17 protein-coding genes are annotated in these 18,946 nt (G+C 73.1%); 13 read left to right on the top strand and 4 right to left on the bottom strand.

Annotated features, from left to right (window positions below; genetic code table 11):
* The first annotated feature begins 124 nt into the window (after nt 1-124).
* Nucleotides 125-1,753, top strand: a complete 1,629-nt coding sequence (gene groL / locus DSZ44_RS05080; protein WP_110851519.1) for a chaperonin GroEL — start codon at nt 125-127, stop codon at nt 1,751-1,753.
* A gap of 175 nt (nt 1,754-1,928) precedes the next feature.
* Nucleotides 1,929-2,807, top strand: coding sequence for a DUF4031 domain-containing protein (locus DSZ44_RS05075; protein WP_110851518.1), 879 nt, complete (start codon nt 1,929-1,931; stop codon nt 2,805-2,807).
* Between the two features lies 1 nt (nt 2,808).
* Here DSZ44_RS05075 and DSZ44_RS05070 read toward each other — a convergent pair whose 3' ends face one another.
* Together DSZ44_RS05070 and DSZ44_RS05065 are read right to left on the bottom strand one after the other, a co-directional pair.
* Nucleotides 2,809-3,099 (bottom strand): WXG100 family type VII secretion target, encoded by a 291-nt coding sequence (locus DSZ44_RS05070; protein ID WP_110851517.1) that lies wholly within the window; start codon nt 3,097-3,099, stop codon nt 2,809-2,811.
* Nucleotides 3,100-3,151: 52 nt separating this feature from the next.
* Nucleotides 3,152-4,252, bottom strand: coding sequence for an HD domain-containing protein (locus DSZ44_RS05065; RefSeq protein ID WP_110851516.1), 1,101 nt, complete (start codon nt 4,250-4,252; stop codon nt 3,152-3,154).
* Between the two features lie 105 nt (nt 4,253-4,357).
* Here DSZ44_RS05065 and DSZ44_RS05060 point away from each other — a divergent pair, with 105 nt between their 5' ends.
* From DSZ44_RS05060 to moaA, 3 genes are read left to right on the top strand one after another with little or no spacing between them, the layout of a single operon-like run.
* A complete protein-coding gene (locus DSZ44_RS05060; protein WP_110851515.1) occupies nt 4,358-4,834 on the top strand; it encodes a MogA/MoaB family molybdenum cofactor biosynthesis protein in 477 nt (158 codons plus the stop codon).
* The gene (locus DSZ44_RS05055) at nt 4,834-5,262 is read left to right on the top strand and encodes a molybdenum cofactor biosynthesis protein MoaE (RefSeq protein ID WP_110851514.1); all 429 of its coding nucleotides are present in this window, start codon (nt 4,834-4,836) and stop codon (nt 5,260-5,262) included. The genes DSZ44_RS05060 and DSZ44_RS05055 overlap by 1 nt, the downstream gene beginning before the upstream one ends.
* Nucleotides 5,259-6,281, top strand: coding sequence for a GTP 3',8-cyclase MoaA (moaA, locus tag DSZ44_RS05050; RefSeq protein WP_110851513.1), 1,023 nt, complete (start codon nt 5,259-5,261; stop codon nt 6,279-6,281). The genes DSZ44_RS05055 and moaA overlap by 4 nt, the downstream gene beginning before the upstream one ends.
* Nucleotides 6,282-6,534: 253 nt before the next feature.
* Here moaA and DSZ44_RS05045 read toward each other — a convergent pair whose 3' ends face one another.
* On the bottom strand, nt 6,535-6,771 hold the full coding sequence (locus DSZ44_RS05045; protein WP_110851512.1) for a MoaD/ThiS family protein: 237 nt from the start codon (nt 6,769-6,771) through the stop codon (nt 6,535-6,537).
* The gene (gene moaC / locus DSZ44_RS05040; RefSeq protein WP_110851511.1) at nt 6,768-7,247 is read right to left on the bottom strand and encodes a cyclic pyranopterin monophosphate synthase MoaC; all 480 of its coding nucleotides are present in this window, start codon (nt 7,245-7,247) and stop codon (nt 6,768-6,770) included. The genes DSZ44_RS05045 and moaC overlap by 4 nt, the downstream gene beginning before the upstream one ends.
* 86 nt (nt 7,248-7,333) lie before the next feature.
* Between moaC and DSZ44_RS18720 the strand changes: the two genes are divergently transcribed.
* From DSZ44_RS18720 to narI, 8 genes are all read left to right on the top strand, one after another.
* Nucleotides 7,334-8,572 (top strand): ThiF family adenylyltransferase, encoded by a 1,239-nt coding sequence (locus tag DSZ44_RS18720; protein WP_110851510.1) that lies wholly within the window; start codon nt 7,334-7,336, stop codon nt 8,570-8,572.
* 11 nt (nt 8,573-8,583) lie between these two features.
* Nucleotides 8,584-9,804 carry a molybdopterin molybdotransferase MoeA gene (locus DSZ44_RS18715; RefSeq protein WP_110851509.1) on the top strand — a complete coding sequence of 407 codons (1,221 nt, stop codon included), beginning with the start codon at nt 8,584-8,586 and terminating at the stop codon, nt 9,802-9,804.
* The gene (gene mobA / locus DSZ44_RS05030) at nt 9,795-10,421 is read left to right on the top strand and encodes a molybdenum cofactor guanylyltransferase (protein ID WP_258369237.1); all 627 of its coding nucleotides are present in this window, start codon (nt 9,795-9,797) and stop codon (nt 10,419-10,421) included. Before DSZ44_RS18715 ends, mobA begins: the two co-directional genes overlap by 10 nt.
* Nucleotides 10,422-10,605: 184 nt before the next feature.
* Nucleotides 10,606-11,778 carry an MFS transporter gene (locus DSZ44_RS05025; RefSeq protein ID WP_110851673.1) on the top strand — a complete coding sequence of 391 codons (1,173 nt, stop codon included), beginning with the start codon at nt 10,606-10,608 and terminating at the stop codon, nt 11,776-11,778.
* Nucleotides 11,775-15,521, top strand: coding sequence for a nitrate reductase subunit alpha (locus DSZ44_RS05020; RefSeq protein WP_110851508.1), 3,747 nt, complete (start codon nt 11,775-11,777; stop codon nt 15,519-15,521). Before DSZ44_RS05025 ends, DSZ44_RS05020 begins: the two co-directional genes overlap by 4 nt.
* Nucleotides 15,521-17,383: a nitrate reductase subunit beta gene (gene narH / locus DSZ44_RS05015; protein WP_309146701.1), complete on the top strand. Its 1,863-nt coding sequence runs from the start codon at nt 15,521-15,523 to the stop codon at nt 17,381-17,383. Before DSZ44_RS05020 ends, narH begins: the two co-directional genes overlap by 1 nt.
* The gene (narJ, locus tag DSZ44_RS05010) at nt 17,380-18,078 is read left to right on the top strand and encodes a nitrate reductase molybdenum cofactor assembly chaperone (protein ID WP_110851507.1); all 699 of its coding nucleotides are present in this window, start codon (nt 17,380-17,382) and stop codon (nt 18,076-18,078) included. Before narH ends, narJ begins: the two co-directional genes overlap by 4 nt.
* Nucleotides 18,075-18,860 carry a respiratory nitrate reductase subunit gamma gene (gene narI, locus DSZ44_RS05005; RefSeq protein ID WP_110851506.1) on the top strand — a complete coding sequence of 262 codons (786 nt, stop codon included), beginning with the start codon at nt 18,075-18,077 and terminating at the stop codon, nt 18,858-18,860. The genes narJ and narI overlap by 4 nt, the downstream gene beginning before the upstream one ends.
* Nucleotides 18,861-18,946 lie beyond the last annotated feature (86 nt).

The following is an 18,946-nucleotide window of genomic DNA, read 5'->3' as shown; positions in this document are numbered from 1 at the left end:
TGACAACTGACTCGGGCCGCTCAGTGAGGTCCGCGGGCCGGCGGGACGTGACCGCCCGGCGCGCAGGCCGTCCGTCGCGGGCACTGGCCGACCCAGCCACGCTACAAGCGGAGGATCTATCCCCATGGCAAAGATCATTGCCTTTGACGAGGAGGCCCGTCGCGGTATGGAGCGCGGGCTGAACCAGCTCGCCGACACCGTGAAGGTCACGCTCGGCCCCAAGGGCCGCAACGTCGTGCTCGAGAAGAAGTGGGGCGCCCCCACGATCACCAACGACGGCGTGTCCATCGCCAAGGAGATCGAGCTCGAGGAGCCCTTCGAGAAGATCGGCGCCGAGCTGGTCAAGGAGGTCGCGAAGAAGACCGACGACGTCGCCGGAGACGGCACGACGACGGCGACCGTCCTCGCCCAGGCGCTCGTCCGCGAGGGCCTGCGCAACGTGGCCGCCGGCGCAAACCCCATCGCGCTGCGCCGCGGCATCGACAAGGCCGTCCAGGCCGTGACCGAGCAGCTCTTCGCCCAGGCGAAGCCGGTTGACTCCAAGGACCAGATCGCCGCCACCGCCGCGATCTCCGCCGGCGACCCGGCCATCGGCGAGCTCATCGCCGAGGCCATCGACAAGGTCGGCGCCGAGGGTGTCATCACCGTCGAGGAGTCCCAGACCTTCGGCCTCGAGCTCGAGCTCACCGAGGGCATGCGCTTCGACAAGGGTTACATCTCGCCCTACTTCGTCACCGACGCGGAGCGCCAGGAGGCCGTCCTCGAGGACGCCTACGTGCTGCTCGTGGAGTCCAAGATCTCCAACGTCAAGGACCTCCTGCCGCTCCTGGAGAAGGTCATCCAGTCCGGCAAGCCGCTCGCGATCATCTCCGAGGACGTCGAGGGCGAGGCCCTGGCCACGCTCGTCGTCAACAAGATCCGCGGCACCTTCAAGTCCGTCGCCGTCAAGGCCCCGGGCTTCGGCGACCGCCGCAAGGCGATGCTGCAGGACATGGCCATCCTCACCGGTGGCCAGGTCATCTCCGAGACCGTCGGCCTCAAGCTCGAGACCGCCGACCTCGACCTCCTGGGCCAGGCCCGCAAGGTCGTCGTCACCAAGGACGAGACCACCATCGTCGAGGGCGCGGGCAACCCCGAGCAGATCGAGGGCCGGGTCGCGCAGATCCGCGCCGAGATCGAGAACTCCGACTCGGACTACGACCGCGAGAAGCTCCAGGAGCGCCTCGCCAAGCTCGCCGGCGGCGTCGCCGTCCTCAAGGCGGGCGCGGCCACCGAGGTCGAGCTCAAGGAGCGCAAGCACCGCATCGAGGACGCGGTCCGCAACGCCAAGGCCGCCCAGGAGGAGGGGATCGTCGCCGGTGGTGGCGTCGCCCTCATCCAGGCCGCCAAGGACGCCTTCGAGGGTCTTGAGCTCGACGGCGACGAGGCGACCGGCGCGAACATCGTCAAGGTGGCCGTCGACGCCCCGCTCAAGCAGATCGCGGTCAACGCCGGCCTCGAGGGCGGCGTCGTGGCGGAGAAGGTGCGCCACCTGCCCGCGGGCCAGGGCCTCAACGCCGCCACCGGTGAGTACGAGGACCTGCTGGCCGCCGGCATCGCCGACCCGGTCAAGGTGACGCGCTCCGCGCTGGAGAACGCCGCCTCGATCGCGGGCCTGTTCCTCACCACCGAGGCCATCGTGGCCGACAAGCCGGAGAAGGCCTCGGCCGCTCCGGCCGGCGGTGACGACATGGGTGGCATGGGCGGGTTCTGATCCCACCCGGAGGCTGACTGGCCACGCCGGTCCGGTCACCGCCCAAGCAGAGCGCCGAGAGCCGGGCCCCTCCTCGGAGGGGTCCGGCTCTCGGCGTCCTTGGGGGCGGGCGGGCTCGGGGTGACAATGAGGGCGGGCGGTGCACCGGCACCACCCGCGAGGACGGAGGCGGAGCGTGGCGGTCCTGGTCGACACCCCGCGCTGGCCCGCGCACGGCACCCTGTGGGCGCACCTCGTCTCGGACACCAGCCTCGCCGAGCTCCACGCCTTCGCCGCCCGCTGCGGCGTGCCGCGACGCTCCTTCGACCTCGACCACTACGACGTCCCAGCCGCCCGGCACGCCGAGCTCGTCGCCGCCGGCGCGCAGCACGTCGAGGGGCGCGAGCTCGTCCGTCGCCTGCGCGCCAGCGGGCTACGCGTGCGCGCCACCGAGCGTCCTGCCCGCACCGAGCTCGCCCGGCGCTGGGCCGAGCTGCTGCCCGCCCACCCCGCGGTGGGGGAGGAGCTCGCCGTCCGCTGGAGCGAGCCGCACCGGGTGTACCACGGGGTGGAGCACCTGCTCGCCGTCCTCGACCGCCTCCGGCTCCTCGCCGATGGCGGTGAGCGGGTGAGTCGCGCCGTCGTGCTGGCGGCGTGGTGCCACGACGCCGTCCACGACGGCACCACGCCCGCCGACGAGGAGGCCTCCGCCGCGCTCGCCGCCAGGCTGCTCGGCCCCGTCGTCGGTGCCGACGACGCCGTCGAGGTGGCCCGCCTCGTCCGGGTCACCGCCGACCACGTCCCCAGCCCTGACGACGCACCCGGCCGGGTGCTGTGCGACGCCGACCTCGGGGTGCTCGGCGGCGCGCCCGAGGACTACCGCCGCTACGCCGAGCAGGTCCGCGCCGAGTACCGCCACGTGCCCGAGCCGGACTTCCGGCGCGGGCGCGCGGCCGTGCTCTCGTCCCTGCTCGACCGTCCGCGCCTCTACGTCACGCCCACCGGGGCGCGGCTGTGGGAGGAAGCCGCGCGCCGCAACGTCGGCGCCGAGCTCGCCCGGCTGCGGGCGGGGTGACTCAGCGGGCGAAGAGTCCGTGGGCGCTGGTCTCGGCGTCCGCGTAGGTGCGGGCCGCCAGGTCCAGGGCCTCGGTGATCTGGGCGAGGGACTGCTCGACCACCTGCTGGGTGGCGCGCCACTCCTGAGCCACACCGGCGAAGCTCTCGGCGGCCGCGCCGCTCCAGGTGCTCTGCAGGTCCAGCAGCTGCGTCATCATCCCCGCGACCTCCGCGTGGATGGTGCCGGCGCTGGTCCGGGCGCGTGCGGCCGCCGCCTCCACCTCGACACTGTCGACCTCGAACCGGGTCATGGTGCTCTCCCTCCGTCGGCCGCACCCTCGTGGTGCGGCGCTGAGGACGACGCTAGGAGCGCGGCGGCTTGGGCGGTGGCCGGAAGAGCGCGCTTGGGGACGGCGCCGCCTCGTCCGGGTGCTGTGCGGCAGCGCGCTCGCGCCGCTTGCGCCGGATGCGGCGCCGCAGCTCGAACTCCGGATCGCGCTCGATGCCGGACCGTCCCCGCTCGCCGTCCCCGGGCGGGTCCGCCTCGTCCGGGGTGGCAGCGGAGCGGGGAGTGCCGCCACCCGGCGCGGCGCCCGGGGCAGGTGGGGCGGCCGGCTGCGGCGCGGGGGCCGGCGCATCGCGCGGGTCCGTCGTCGCCCCGGCCGGACGGGCCGCGGGGGCGGCGGGGGAGGCAGGCGCCGCGGGGCCGCGGCTCGGCCAGCTCGTCGCGGTCCCCGAGCGGGGGGAGCACTCCTCGGCCGGGTACTCCGTGCCGCCCAGCTCGGCGAGCCGGGTGCGCAGGTGGCTGAGCTCGGCCGTGAGGTTCTCCCGCGCCGGCTCCTCCCACGCCAGGCTGAACGGGCTGACGAAGAGTCGCCGCCGGCGCAGCAACCGGGTGAGGATCGCCAGCCGCGAGGCGACGTAGTCGGGCTCGGGGATGTGGGCGTACTCCTCGCGGATCGCACGCTTGTAGGCGGCGTAGCGCTGCGGCTCGACGGCCAGCGTGCCGAGGTCGGCGTCGCACAGGGCGAGCGCGTCGACGTCGTGCTCGTCGGCGTCGTGCCGGGCGAGGGCGCGGACCAGCTCCTCGACCCGCTCGGTCACGGCGTCGGGGACACCCAGTTCAGTCAGCTGCTCCCGGGCCAGCTCGGCACTCGCCACCTCGTCCTCCCCACCGCGGCGCGCGTAGGCGACCTGGGCGGAGCTGTTGAAGACCGCGCCGTGGTACCAGGCCGCCAGACGGACGACGTCGGGCACGTGCGTCTCCTCGGCGAGCTCCTCGACCCGGGCGAGCACGTCGATGAGGTGGCGAAGGTTGTGGAAGCGGCGCTCCGGCTCCTGCCAGCGCTCCACGAGCTCACGCGCGGTGCGCTGGATCTGCTCGCGCGGGGCGGTCGCCCCGACGGCGACGGCGCTGCGCACGAACGCGGAGACGAGCCACTGTGGCGCGTCGGCGAGGCTCACCCGGCCCTCCCCTCATCGACTGGTCATCGTAGACCCGTCCGCGGGGTGCGTCAGCCCGGACCCGGGTACGAGTGCCGACGGGCGGGGATCACGTAGCCTGGCGGGATGCTGGACAACGTGCCCGCGACGGTCCTCACCGTCTCCACCCGGTGCAGCCGGGGGGAGCGCGCGGACGAGTCGGGCCCCCTCGCGGTGCGCCTCCTGGCCGACCTGGGCTGCGCCGTCGGGCCGGCGCGGATCGTCCCGGACGGCGAGGAACCGGTCCGCGAGGCGCTGCAGGCGGCGCTGGCCGACGGCGCGCGCGTCGTCCTCACCACCGGCGGCACGGGCGTGAGCCCCACCGACAGGACACCCGAGGCCACCGGCCCGCTGCTCGAGCGCGAGCTCGCCGGCGTCGCCGAGGCCGTGCGCCGCCACGGCACCACCCCCGCCGCCGTCCTCAGCCGCGGGCTGGTCGGGACCGTGGGCGGCGCCGTCGTCGTCAACGCGCCGGGCAGCACGGGTGGGGTGACGGACACGGTCGCCGTCGTCGGCCCCCTCCTCGGCCACATCCTCGACCAGCTGGACGGGGGCGACCACTGATGGGGGAGGTCGTGCTCACGGCGATGAGCGCGGAGCCGCTCGACCTGGCCGCGCACCTCGCCGCCGTGTCCACCTCCGCCACGGGCGCCGTCGCCACCTTCACCGGGCAGGTCCGCGACCACAGCCCCGACGCCGCCGGCCCGGTCGTCCGGTTGGAGTACAGCGCCCACCCGGACGCCGCCCGGGCGCTCGCCGAGATCGCCGGTGAGGTCGCCGCCGCCCACGACGACGTCCGCGTGGCCGTCACCCACCGCGTCGGTGTCCTCGACGTCGGGGACGTCGCCATCCTCGCGTGTGCCGCCAGCTCCCACCGCGACCTCGCCTTCACCGTCTGCCGCGAGCTCGTCGAGCAGGTCAAGGCGCGCCTGCCCGTGTGGAAGAAGCAGGTCCTGGACGACGGCAGCCACACCTGGGTGGGATCGGCATGAGCGTGACGATCTCCCCCGAGCTGCGTCGGCCGCTGGTCGACCGCTTCGGCCGCGTCCACACCGACCTGCGCATCTCCCTCACCGACAAGTGCTCGCTGCGGTGCACGTACTGCATGCCCGCCGAGGGGGTGCCGTGGCTGCACCGCGACTCCATCCTCACCACCGACGAGCTCGTCCGGGTGGCGGAGGCCGCCGCGGCGCTCGGGATCGCCACCGTCCGGCTCACCGGTGGGGAGCCGCTGCTGCGCAAGGACGTCGTCGACGTCGTCGCCCGGCTGGCGCGGATCACCGGGCCGGACGGGCCGCTCGAGCTGTCGATGACGACGAACGGCCTGCTGCTGCCCAAGCTCGCACCTGGGCTGGCGGCCGCGGGGCTGCGGCGCGTGAACATCAGCCTCGACACGCTGCGCGCGGAGCGCTTCCACGAGCTCACCCGGCGCGACCGCTTCACCGACGTCCTCGACGGCATCGAGGCCGCCCGTGACGCCGGCCTGGCGCCGCTCAAGATCAACACCGTGGCGATGCGCGACGTCAACGACGACGAGATCGTCGACCTCGTCCGCTTCGCCGCCGAGCGGGAGCTCGAGCTGCGCTTTATCGAGCAGATGCCCCTGGACGCCGGTCACGTGTGGTCGCGGGTGCGGATGGTGACGGGGGAGGAGATCCTCGAGCAGCTCGCCACCGAGTTCACCCTCACGCCGCTGCCCGGCCGCGCCTCCGCGCCCGCCGAGCGTTTCCTCGTCGACGACGGGCCCACCACCGTGGGGGTCATCCGCTCGGTGACCAAGCCCTTCTGCGGCACCTGCGACCGCGTGCGCATCACCGCCGACGGTCAGCTCCGCAACTGCCTGTTCTCCCGTGAGGAGTCCGACCTGCTCACCCCGCTGCGCGAGGGTGGCACCGACGACGACCTCGCGCGCGTCCTCCACCGCTGCATCGCCGGCAAGCTGCCGGGTCACGGCATCAACGACCCTGGCTTCCTCCAGCCCGACCGTCCCATGAGCGCCATCGGCGGCTGACCGCCGCCGCGACCGCCATCCTTGCGCCCCCTGGGTGCACCGTGCGCCCCGTAGACCGGGCGCACGGTGGACAGGGAGGCGCAAGGTGCGAGAGAGGTGGCGTCCGCCGCCCGACCCAGCGCCGTCCGCCGCCCGGCCCAGCGGCGTCCGCCGCCCGGCCCAGCGCCGACCTTGCGCCTCTTGGGTGCACTGTGCGCCCGGTAGACCGGGCGCACAGTGGACGAAGAGGCGCACAGTGCGAGGAAGGGGGCGGTCAGCCGCCGGCGAAGGGGGGCAGGACGTCGACGACGTCGCCCGCGCCGACCTGGGCGTCGTTGTCGCTCCGCACGCCGTTGACGAGGACCGAGCAGCGCTCCATCACCCGGGCCAGGCGCTCGCCGTGCCGCTCGGCCAGCGCGGCCCGCAGCTCGCCCACGCTCGCCGGCTCGACCGGCTCCTGCTCGCGTCCGGCCGCCTCGGCGGCCGCCGCGAAGTACCGCACCGTGCTCATCGTCCGTCCTCCTCGCGGTGCCACTCGCCCGAGCGGCCACCGGACTTCGACACGAGCCGGACGTCGGTGATCGTCACCGAGCGGTCCAGCCCCTTGACCATGTCGACGACGTTGAGCGCCGCGACGCTCACCGCCGTCAGCGCCTCCATCTCCACCCCGGTGCGGTCGGCCGTGCGGACGGTGGCGGTGATCGCCACCCCCTCGTCGTCGATCTCGACGTCCACGGCGACGCCGTGCACGCCGATGACGTGCGCCAGCGGCAGCAGCTCGGGGGTGCGCTTGGCGGCTGCGATGCCGGCGACCCGCGCGACGGCGAGGACGTCGCCCTTGGGGGCCGTCCCCTCACGCAGCGTCCGCACCAGCTCGGGGGAGCAGCGCACCCGGCCGGCCGCCGTGGCGGCGCGGACCGTCGGGCTCTTCTCGGTGACGTCGACCATGTGCGCGTGCCCGCGCGCGTCGAGGTGGGTGAGACTCATGTGCCCAGCGTCTCACCGTTCCCCGCGACGGGGCACGGGACGCTCGACGCGCCCGCGGCGTGCCGCACCCTCCTACAGTGGGGCCCATGCCCCTTCCGCCGCTCGTCCCGCCGGGCCCGCCGCTGGAGCGGGAGCAGGTGCTGCGCTACTCGCGCCACCTGCTCCTCGAGCAGCTGGGCGAGACCGGGCAGCGTCGGCTGCGGGCGGCCCGGGTGCTCGTCATGGGCGCCGGCGGGCTCGGCTCCCCGATCCTCCACTACCTCGCGGCCGCCGGTGTCGGCCACCTCGGGATCGTCGACGACGACGTCGTGGAGGCGACGAACCTGCAGCGCCAGGTCCTCCACACCACGGCGGACGTCGGGCGACCGAAGGTGGACTCGGCCGCCGAGCACGTCCGGGCCCTCAACGCCGACGTCGCCGTGACCCGCCACCACCTGCGGCTGGACGCGACGAACGCGCGCGAGGTGATCGCCGGCTACGACCTCGTGCTCGACGGCACGGACAACTTCCCGACCCGCTACCTCGTCGCCGACGTCTGCGCCGACCTCGGCCTGCCGCTCGTGTGGGGCTCGATCCTGCGCTTCGACGCGCAGGTCGCGGTGTTCTGGTCACGCCCGCCCCGCGAGGCCGGCTACCCCGCGGTGACGCTGCGGGACCTCTTCCCGGCGCCGCCGCCACCGGGTGCGACGCCGTCGTGCGGGCAGGCGGGCGTGCTCGGGGCGATGTGCGGGCAGGTCGGCTCGCTCATGGCGGCCGAGGCCGTCAAGCTCGTCACCGGCGCCGGGGAGCCGCTGCTGGGAAGGGTCGCCGTCCTCGACGTCCTCGCCGCCCGCTGGAGCGAGCTGCCGCTGCGCCCACGGCCCCGTCCCAGTGCCCCGTCCTCGCGCGCCGAGCTCGGCTACGACCCCCTCGGGCTTCCCGTGACCGCCCACGCCGCCGCCGTCCTCGCCGCCGAGCCCGCGCCCGCCGTCGACGACGACGGTCCCACGCTCACCGCCCGCGAGCTGGCCGAGCGGCTCGCCGCTCGGGAGCGCGGGGAGGACGACTTCGTCCTCCTCGACGTCCGCGAGCCCACCGAGCGGGCGATCGTCCAGATCCCCGGCGCGGTCACCGTCCCCCTCGAGCGGCTCGTCGCAGACCCGCGGGCGGCGGAGGCGGCCGGGGTCGGGCCGGGAGCCGCCGTCGTCGTCCACTGCCTGTCCGGTGGCCGCTCCGCGCAGGCTCAAGGCATCCTGCGCGGGGCCGGGTACGCCGACGTCACCAACCTCGCCGGCGGTGTCCGCGCGTGGGTGGCGGACGTCGACCCGAGCCTGCCGGTCTACTGAAGGGGCTGCCCGTGATCACCGTCGAGGAGTACCAGGAGCATGTGCTCGGCCGGGTCGAGCCGCTCGCCCCGCGGCGCGTGCCCGTCACCGAGGCCCACGGGCTGCGCCTGGCGGAGGACGTCATCGCCGTGCTGGCGGTCCCGCCCTTCGACAACTCCGCGATGGACGGCTTCGCCGTGCGGGCCGCCGACCTCGTCGGCGCGAGCGGGACCGCACCGGTCGCGCTGCCGGTCGACGGGGACGTCCCGGCCGGGACGACACGGCCCGTCACGGTCGGCCCGGGACGGGCCGCGCGGATCATGACCGGTGCGCCGCTGCCGCCCGGCGCGGACGCCGTCGTGCCCGTCGAGCTCAGCGACCAGCCGCCGGGCGCCGCCGCGCTCCCCGCGCGGGTGCTGCTGCGCCGCGCGCCCGAGGCCGGCGCGCACGTGCGCCGCCGCGGGGAGGACGTCCGCCCCGGTGACGTCGTCCTCGGGGCCGGCACGGTGCTGGGTGCCACCCACCTGTCCGCCGCCGTCTCCGCCGGCCACGGCGAGCTGCTCGTGCGGCCGCGCCCCCGGGTGGGGGTCCTGGCCACCGGGGACGAGCTGTGCCCGCCGGGCGTCGACCCTGGCCCGGGCCGGATCCCCGACTCCAACAGTGTGCTCGTCGCCGGCCTCGTGCGGGAGGCGGGCGGCGAGCCGGTGCCGCTCGGGTCGGTGGGCGACGACCCCGAGGCGCTGCGCGCCGTGGTCGCGGCCGCACTGCCCCGCCTCGACGCGCTCGTGACGTCCGGCGGCGTCAGCGTGGGCACCAAGGACGTCGTCAAGGCCGCCCTGTCCGGCGAGCTCGACTTCACCACCGTGGCGATGCAGCCGGGCAAGCCGCAGGGCTTCGGGCTGCTCGAGGGCCGGGTCCCGGTCTTCGCGCTGCCCGGGAACCCGGTGAGCGTCATGGTCTCCTTCCACGTCCACGTGGCTCCCGCGCTGCGGCAGCTCGTGGGCCGGCCAGCCCGCGTGCCGCTCGGGACCGCGCGCGCCGCCGTGGGTTGGCGTTGCCCGCCCGGCCGGCGCCAGTACCTGCCGGTGCTCGTCGACGACGGGCCGGTGGCGTCCGTCCGTCCCGCCGCCGCGGGCGGCTCGGGCTCCCACCTCGTCGCCTCGCTCGCGGCCGCCCAGGCGCTCGCCGTCGTCGCCGAGGACGTCGACGCCGTCGCCCCCGGGGACGAGGTCGGACTGCTGCAGTGGCCCTAGACCACGACGCCGTCGTGCTGGCCGGGGGAACCGGCCGGCGGTTGGGTGGGGCGCTCAAGCCGCAGGTCGAGGTGCTCGGACGGCGCCTGCTCGACCACGTGCTCGACGCGACGGGGGACGCGAGCCGCGTCGTCGTCGTCGCCCCGGAGGCGGTGCCGGTGCCCGACGGCGTGGCCCGCACCCTCGAGGACCCGCCCCACGGCGGGCCCGTCGCCGGGATCGTCGCCGGTCTGCGGGCGCTCGGGAGCGGAGCCCCGCTCGTCCTCCTCCTCGCCTGCGACCTGCCCGGTGCCTCGGCCGCCGTGCCCCGTCTGCTCGCCGCGGCGGAGGAGAGTGGCGCCACGGACGCGGACGGGTTGGTGCTCAGTGACGACGGGGGGCGCGAGCAGTGGTTGCTCGGGCTCTACGTGCGCTCCGCGCTCGAGGCCGCGGTCGCGTCCGTCGCCGCCGCTGGCGGGGTGCGCGGCGCGCCCGTGCGGGACCTGGTGGCTCCGCTGCGGCTCCTCGCGATCCCGGCCGCCACGGGTGAGGTGCGCGACATCGACACGTGGGCGGACCGCGACGACTACCTCCGGGAAAATACCGGGACAAATACCACCGGCCACCCGGACGAATGAACCTTAAAGTCATGCCCGTATTGCACAAGTAGAACCCTCGGCAATCCCGGCGGCAACACTCGACGAACCTGTGCATAATCGGCTCGGGGGCAGGGTCGCGCGGCCCGCCCGGACGGGAGGGCACGTGAGCAGGGACGACGTCGCAACGGAGCCGACGACGGGTGGCGCCCGCTCACCGGCGCTCATGCTCGCCCTGGCCACGGGCGGCTTCCTGGTGAACTTCTGGGCCTGGAACCTCATCGCACCGCTGGGCAACACCTACGGTGGGGAGCTGGACCTCACGGCCTTCCAGGTGTCGGTCGTCGTCGCCGTCCCGGTCATCGTGGGCTCGTTGGGACGAATTCCCGTCGGTGCCCTCACCGACCGTTTCGGTGCGCGGGTGATGTTCCCCGCCGTCAGCCTCGTGACGATTGTCCCGACGCTATTCGTCGGTTTCGTCGCGAACAGCTTCGCCATGCTCATCATCGGCGGGTTCTTCCTCGGGATCGGCGGCACGGCCTTCGCCGTCGGGGTCCCCTTCGTCAACGCCTGGTACCCACCGGCGCGTCGCGGCCTGGCCCTAGGGATCTTCGGGACGGGGACCGCGGGCACCGCCGTCGCCGCCTTCACCACCGTCGGCATCGCCGACAGCTACGGCCGTCCCGCGCCCTACGTGCTCGTCGCGGTCGTCCTCGCCTTGTACGCCGCCGTCGCCTGGGTCGTGCTGCGCGACTCGCCCGCCCGCCCGCCGGCCGCCACGGGCTCGATGCTCCGCCGGACGTGGACCACCCTCAAGATCCCCGCCACGCTCCAGCTCTCGCTCATCTACGCCATGGGATTCGGCGGGTTCGTCGCCTTCAGCGTCTACCTGCCCACGTACCTCATCAACGACTTCGGCCTCGACCGCTCCGACGCCTCCTTCCGGACTGCCGGCTTCATCGTGCTCGCCGTCGTCGCCCGGCCCGTCGGCGGCTGGCTGTCCGACCGCTTCCACCCGGTCCCGGTCCTCACCACGTGCTTCGTCGTCGCCGGCGCGATGGCGGTGCTGGCCGCCCTGCGCCTGGAGCTGCTCCCGGCGGGCACCGTCGCCTTCCTCACCATGGCCGCCACCCTGGGCGCGGCCTCCGGGGCGTGCTTCGCCCTCGTCGCGCAGGTCGCACCTCCCGGCACCGTCGGCTCGGTGACCGGCATCGTCGGTGCGGCCGGTGGCCTCGGCGGCTTCTTCCCGCCGCTCGTCATGGGCGCCGTCTACGGCGCCACCGACGCCTACACCCTCGGCTTCGTCCTCCTCGCCATCAGCGCGCTGGGCGTGGCCGCCTTCTGCTGGTGGCCCGTTCGTCGAGCCTCCCGACAGACCACGGAAAGGACCACGCGATGACGACGACGAGACCGGAGAAGCCGCAGACGGCCGCCACCGACGCGCTGCTCAGGCTCGGGACCTTCCTGCGGCGCGGGGAGGCCTCGGAGGACCTGTCCCGGCTCTTCCTCAAGGGCGGTCGGCAGGGGGACTCCTTCTACCGGGACCGCTGGAGCCACGACAAGGTCGTCCGCTCCACCCACGGCGTCAACTGCACCGGCTCCTGCTCGTGGAAGGTCTACGTCAAGGACGGGATCATCACGTGGGAGGCGCAGCAGACCGACTACCCGACGACCGGGCCGGACAAGCCGGAGTACGAGCCCCGCGGCTGCCCCCGCGGCGCCGCGTTCAGCTGGTACACCTACTCGCCCACCCGGGTGCGCTACCCCTACGTGCGCGGCGCGCTGCTCGGCATGTACCGCGAGGCCAAGGCGCGCCTCGGTGACCCGGTGCTCGCCTGGGCCGACGTCGTCGAGGACCCCGAGCGCTCGCGCCGCTACAAGCGCGCCCGCGGTCGCGGCGGCCTCGTGCGCGCCCAGTGGGAGGAGGTCATGGAGATCATGGCCGCCGCCCACGTGTACACGACCAAGCAGTACGGGCCGGACCGGCTGGCCGGCTTCACCGTCATCCCCGCGATGTCGCAGGTCTCCTACGGCGCCGGCACCCGGTTCCTGTCCCTCATGGGCGGCAACATCCTGTCCTTCTACGACTGGTACGCCGACCTGCCGATGGCCTCCCCGCAGATCTTCGGGGACCAGACCGACGTCCCGGAGTCCGCCGACTGGTTCGACGCCGGCTACCTCATCATGTGGGGCTCGAACATCCCCGTGACCCGCACCCCGGACGCCCACTTCATGGTCGAGGCCCGGTACAGGGGCCAGAAGGTCGTGGGCATCTCCCCGGACTACGCGGACAACACGAAGTTTGCCGACGAGTGGCTCGCCGTCCACCCCGGCACCGACGGCGCCCTGGCGATGGGGATGGGGCACGTCATCCTGCGCGAGTTCCACGTCGAGCGGCCCGAGCCGTACTTCACCGACTACGTCAAGCGCTACACCGACTCCGCGTTCCTCGTCTCCCTCGAGGAGCGCGACGGCGCCTACGTCCCGGGCAAGTTCCTCACCGCGGCCGACCTTCCCGAGCACGCCGACGCCGAGAACGCCGCGTTCAAGACGGTCATGCTCGACGACGGCGGCACCCCCTTCGTCCCGAACGGCACCCTGGGGGACCGCTTCGGGGAGGCAGGCAAGGGTCGCTGGAACCTCGACCTCGGCGGCCGGGACCCGGTGCTCTCCGTGCACGACGGCGACGGCGGGCGTGCCGTCGAGGTGCTTCTCCCGCGTTTCGACGTCGTCCCCGGCGCGGAGAGCGGCGACACCGGCCTCCACGTCGGAGGCACCGGCGTGCTGCGCCGCGGGGTGCCGGTCCGTGAGGTCGGCGGCCGCCTGGTCACCACCGTCTTCGACCTGCTCCTCGCCCAGTACGGCGTGGACCGTCCCGGCCTCCCCGGCGAGTGGCCGGCCGGCTACGAGGACGCGACACAGCCCGGGACCCCGGCGTGGGCGGCGGAGCACTCGGGCGTCCCGATCGCCGCGATCATCCGGATCGGGCGGGAGTTCGCGGACAACGCGCGCCGCTCCAAGGGCCGCTCGATGATCGTCATGGGCGCCGGCACCAACCACTACTTCCACTCCGACACGATCTACCGGGCGATGATCGCTCTCGTGCAGCTCACCGGCTGCCAGGGCGTCAACGGTGGGGGCTGGGCGCACTACGTGGGCCAGGAGAAGGTCCGCCCGATCACCGGCTTCCAGCAGTACGCCTTCGGCCTGGACTGGCAGCGTCCCACCCGCCACATGATCTCGACCGCCTTCTGGTACCTCGGGACCGAGCAGTGGCGCTACGACGGCCTGCCCGCACAGACGCTCACCTCACCGCTCGCCTCCGGCAAGCTCGAGGGGATGACGACGGCGGACACGCTCGTCGAAGCGACCAAGCGCGGCTGGGTGCCGAGCTTCCCCACCTTCAACCGCAACTCCCTCGACCTCACGGACGAGGCACGGGCCGCGGGCAAGGAGGTCGCAGAGCACATCGTCGACGAGCTGCGCGAGGGACGGCTGAAGTACGCCGTCGAGGACCCCGGCGCCCCGGAGAACTTCCCGCGGGTGCTCACCGTGTGGCGCTCCAACATCCTCGGCTCCTCCGGCAAGGGCAACGAGTACTTCATCAAGCACCTCCTCGGTGCGGAGTCCGCGGTCCGCAACGAGCAGTCCCCGCCCGGGCGCCGGCCGGCGTCGATGGTCTGGCGCGACGAGGCCGCCGAGGGGAAGCTCGACCTCCTCACGACGATCGACTTCCGCAACACCTCGACGACGATCTACTCCGACATCGTCCTGCCGGCCGCCACCTGGTACGAGAAGCACGACATCTCGACGACGGACATGCACCCCTTCGTCAACTCCTTCAACCCGGCCATCTCCCCGCCCTGGCAGACCCGGACCGACTTCCGGATCTTCCAGGACCTCGCCGCGAAGGTCTCCGAGCTCAGCGTCGGGCACCTCGGGGCCCGGCGCGACGTCATCGCCGCGCCGCTCAACCACGACACCGCCGACGCCCTGGCCACCCCCCACGGTGCCGTCGCGCCGCTGGAGGAGACGCCGCTCGTGCCGGGCGTGACGATGCCCAAGCTCATCACCGTCGAGCGCGACTACACCAAGACCCTGGCGAAGTTCAACGCTCTCGGCCCGCTCACCGACACCCTCGGCATGCAGACCAAGGGGGTGAAGTTCATGCCCGACAAGGAGGTCGCCGAGCTCGCCGCCCGTAACGGGCGCGTGGTCTCCGGGATCGCCAAGGGCCGCCCGTCGCTGGACAAGGACACCAAGGCGATCGAGGCGATCCTCGCGCTGTCCGGCACGACGAACGGGCGCCTGGCCACCCAGGGTTTCGAGGACATGGAGAAGCGCACCGGGACGAGGCTGGCGGACCTCGCCGCGGAGTCGGAGTCGGTCCGGGTGACCTTCACCGACGCCCAGACCCGGCCCACGAGCGTCGTCACCTCCCCGGAGTGGTCCGGCTCGGAGACCGGCGGCCGGCGGTACACCGCGTTCTCGACGAACGTCGAGCGGCTCAAGCCCTGGCACACGCTCACCGGGCGCATGCACTTCTACCTCGACCACGACTGGATGGAGGAGATGGGCGAGACTCTGCCGGTCTACCGCCCGCCCCTCGACATGCACCGGCTCTACGGTGACGCCGTCCCCGGGGACACCACCCCCACCGGGGACCCGGCGGCCGCCGGGCACGCGGAGGTCGCCGTCCGCTACCTCACGCCGCACTCGAAGTGGTCGATCCACTCCGAGTACCAGGACAACCTCTTCATGCTGTCCCTCTCCCGCGGCGGCTCGAACATCTGGATGTCCCCGCAGGACGCCGACAAGATCGGCGTGCGGGACAACGAGTGGATCGAGGCCTACAACCGCAACGGCGTCGTCGTCGCCCGCGCCGTCGTCTCCCACCGCATGCCCGAGGGCACGGTCTACATGCACCACGCGACCGAGCGCGTCGTCGACGTCCCGGTTGCCGAGACGTCCGGGCAGCGCGGCGGCATCCACAACTCCCTCACCCGGGTGCTCATGAAGCCCAGCCACCTCATCGGTGGCTACGCCCAGCTGGCGTACGCGTTCAACTACACCGGGCCCACCGGCAACCAGCGGGACGAGGTGACGGTCATCCGCCGTCGCAGCCAGGAGGTGCAGTACTGATGAAGGTCATGGCGCAGATGTCGATGGTGATGAACCTCGACAAGTGCATCGGGTGCCACACGTGCTCGGTCACCTGCAAGCAGGCGTGGACGAACCGGACCGGCACCGAGTACGTGTGGTTCAACAACGTCGAGACCCGTCCGGGCCTCGGGTATCCCCGCACCTACGAGGACCAGGAGGTCTGGGAGGGCGGCTGGACGCTCAACCGTCGCGGGAAGCTCAAGCTCAAGGCCGGTGGCCGGGCGAAGAAGCTCGCGACGATCTTCTCCAACCCGAAGATGCCGACCATCCACGACTACTACGAGCCGTGGACCTATGAGTACGACATGCTGCTCAACGCGCCCGCGGACTCGCGGCACACGCCCGTGGCGCGTCCGAAGTCGCTGCTCACCGGCGAGAACATGGACATCAAGTGGTCGGCCAACTGGGACGACATGCTCGGCGGCTCGACCGAGACGATGGCCGACGACCCCGTGCTCAAGAAGATGAACACGCAGGTGAAGGCCGAGTTCGAAGAGACCTTCATGTTCTACCTGCCGCGGATCTGCGAGCACTGCCTCAACCCCTCGTGCGTGGCCTCCTGCCCGTCGGGCGCGATGTACAAGCGCGCTGAGGACGGCATCGTGCTCGTCGACCAGGACCAGTGCCGCGGCTGGCGGATGTGCGTGACCGGCTGCCCGTACAAGAAGGTCTACTTCAACCACCAGACCGGCAAGGCCGAGAAGTGCACCATGTGCTACCCGCGCATCGAGGCCGGCCTGCCCACCGTGTGCGCGGAGACCTGCGTGGGCCGGCTGCGCTACATCGGCCTCGTCCTCTACGACGCCGACCGCGTCGCCGAGGCCGCCGCCACCCCGAACGAGCACGACCTCCTCGCCGCCCAGCGCGGCGTGTTCCTCGACCCCTTCGACCCCGAGGTCGTCGCCGCCGCCCGCCGTGAGGGCATGCCGGAGGACTGGATCGAGGCCGCCCAGAACTCCCCGATCTGGAAGCTCATCACGGACTACGAGGTCGCGCTGCCGCTCCACCCGGAGTACCGCACGCTGCCGATGGTCTGGTACATCCCGCCGCTGAGCCCCGTCGTCGACGTCGTCACCGCCTCCGGCAACGACGGCGAGGACGCGGCGACCCTGCTCACGGCGCTGTCGACGATGCGCATCCCGCTCGAGTACCTCGCCGAGCTCTTCACGGCCGGGGACCCCGCCCCGGTCGAGCGGGTCCTCCGGCGGCTGGCCGCGATGCGCTCCTACATGCGCGACATCAACCTGGGCGAGGAACCGAACGAGGGGATCGCCGCCGCCGTCGGGATGACGGGCGAGGAGATCGAGGCGATGTACCGCCTCCTGGCGATCGCCAAGTACGAGGACCGCTACGTCATCCCGTCCGCCCACGCCGAGATCAGCCGTGAGCTCGAGGAGATGGCCTGCTCGCTCGACGTCCACGGCGGACCCGGGATGGGGGGCGGCGGACCGTTCGGCACAGGCTCCGGACCCGACGTGCCCGCCACCGTGGAGAACTTCCACGCGCTCAAGGACCGCCAGACCTCGCCCTACTCGCCCTCGACGCCGGGGCGGACCAACCTGCTCAACTGGGACGGCCGCGGCGCGAGCGGGCTGTTCCCGCCTCGCGCCGACGAGAGCGAGGACGAGGTGAGCGGCTCCGCGAACGTCGCCGTCGCCATCGACGACGCGCCGTCGGAGGGCGGGGAGGACCTCCACTCCGGCGACATCGACTCCGGTCCCGCCGTGTACGACGAGGACCCGTACCCGGCGGGTGACCCCGGCCCGGAGGCGGGCGGCACCGACCGGGTGCGTGGCCGGACGCCCGGCGACGAGCCGCGACCGGGGGAGGGCCCGCGATGAGCGGCTTCATCCGTGCCCCCGAGCTCACTCCCCTCACGCCGGTGCGGCTGGGCGACCGGGACCGCGCCGTCGCGCACATGGCCGCCTCGATCCTCCTCGACTACCCGACGGCGGGGCGGCTGGCCGCGTACGCCACGGTGCGCGAGGCCGTGGCCGGGCTCCCGCAGCCTGTGCGGCAGCGGCTGTGGGGGTTCCTGGACCACGCGGCCACCGCGGGGGACGAGGCGCTGGCGCAGGACTACGTCGCGACCTTCGACCTCAAGCGCAAGTGCTCGATGTACCTGTCCTACTTCCTCACCGGGGACACCCGGAAGCGGGGGACGGCGCTCGTGCGGTTCGTCGAGGCCTACCGGGCCGCCGGCTGGGAGGTCGACCGGCCCGAGCTGCCCGACTTCCTGCCGCTCGTCCTGGAGTTCTCCGCCCGGGGCGACGCCGAGATCGCCGGCGGCCTGCTCGGCTCCCACCGGCAAGGGATCGAGGTGCTGCGCTCGGCGCTCACCTCCATGAGCAGCCCGTGGGCCGCCGTCGTCGAGGCCGTGTGCCTCACCCTGCCGCCGGTCACCGACGAGGTCCGCGACCGGTACCTCGAGCTCATCACGTCCGGACCGCCGACCGAGATGGTCGGCCTCAACGCGCTCGGGCCGCTCGAGCCCTACTCACCCGGCGGCGCCGCACAGAAGGAGGTCAGGGCATGAACGGGCTCAGCACGATCGCGTGGGTGGTCTTCCCCTACGTGTCGATGGCGGTCTTCGTCGTCGGCCTGCTGTGGCGCTACCGCTACGACAAGTTCGGCTGGACCACCCGGTCCTCCGAGCTCTACGAGCATGCGCTGCTGCGGCTCGGCTCGCCGCTGTTCCACTTCGGCATCCTCTTCGTCGCGGCCGGTCACTTCATGGGCCTGCTCATCCCCAAGAGCTGGACCGAGGCCGTGGGGATCGGGCAGGACTTCTACCACTTCATCGCCACGTACATGGGGGCGCTGGCCGGGATCATGACGATCGTCGGCCTGTCGATCCTCATCTACCGGCGCCGCAAGACCGGGCCGGTGTTCCTCGCGACCACTCGCATGGACAAGTTCATGTACGTCCTGCTCGCCCTGCCGATCCTGCTGGGTATGTGGGCGACGGTGCAGAACCAGATCGTCGCCGGCGGTCACGGCTACGACTACCGCGAGACGATCTCGCCGTGGCTGCGCTCGCTGTTCTACTTCCAGCCGCAGCCCGAGCTCATGGCCGACGTGCCCGTCCAGTTCAAGCTTCACATCGTCGCGGCCTTCCTGCTCTTCCTCGTGTGGCCCTTCACCCGGCTCGTCCACGCCTTCTCCGCACCCGTCGGGTACTCGACCCGGCCGCTCGTGGTGTACCGCTCGCGTGGCTCCGTGGCCCGCGGCACGCGCGAGCCGGGCCGTGGCTGGGAGCCCGTGGGCACCCCGCAGGACCGCAAGCGCCGCAGCAGCCCCACGAGCACCGAGCTCTGAGCCAGTAAAAACTCAGCGCTCGGCGCAGAGGGCGGCAGCCCCTCCGCCCCCCCCCCCCCCCCCCCCCCCCCTTTCGCCGAGCGCTG

The sequence above is a fragment of the Georgenia satyanarayanai genome, from assembly GCF_900116375.1.
Taxonomy (GTDB): domain Bacteria; phylum Actinomycetota; class Actinomycetes; order Actinomycetales; family Actinomycetaceae; genus Oceanitalea; species Oceanitalea nanhaiensis.
This window is presented reverse-complemented; position numbering and strand designations above follow the sequence as displayed.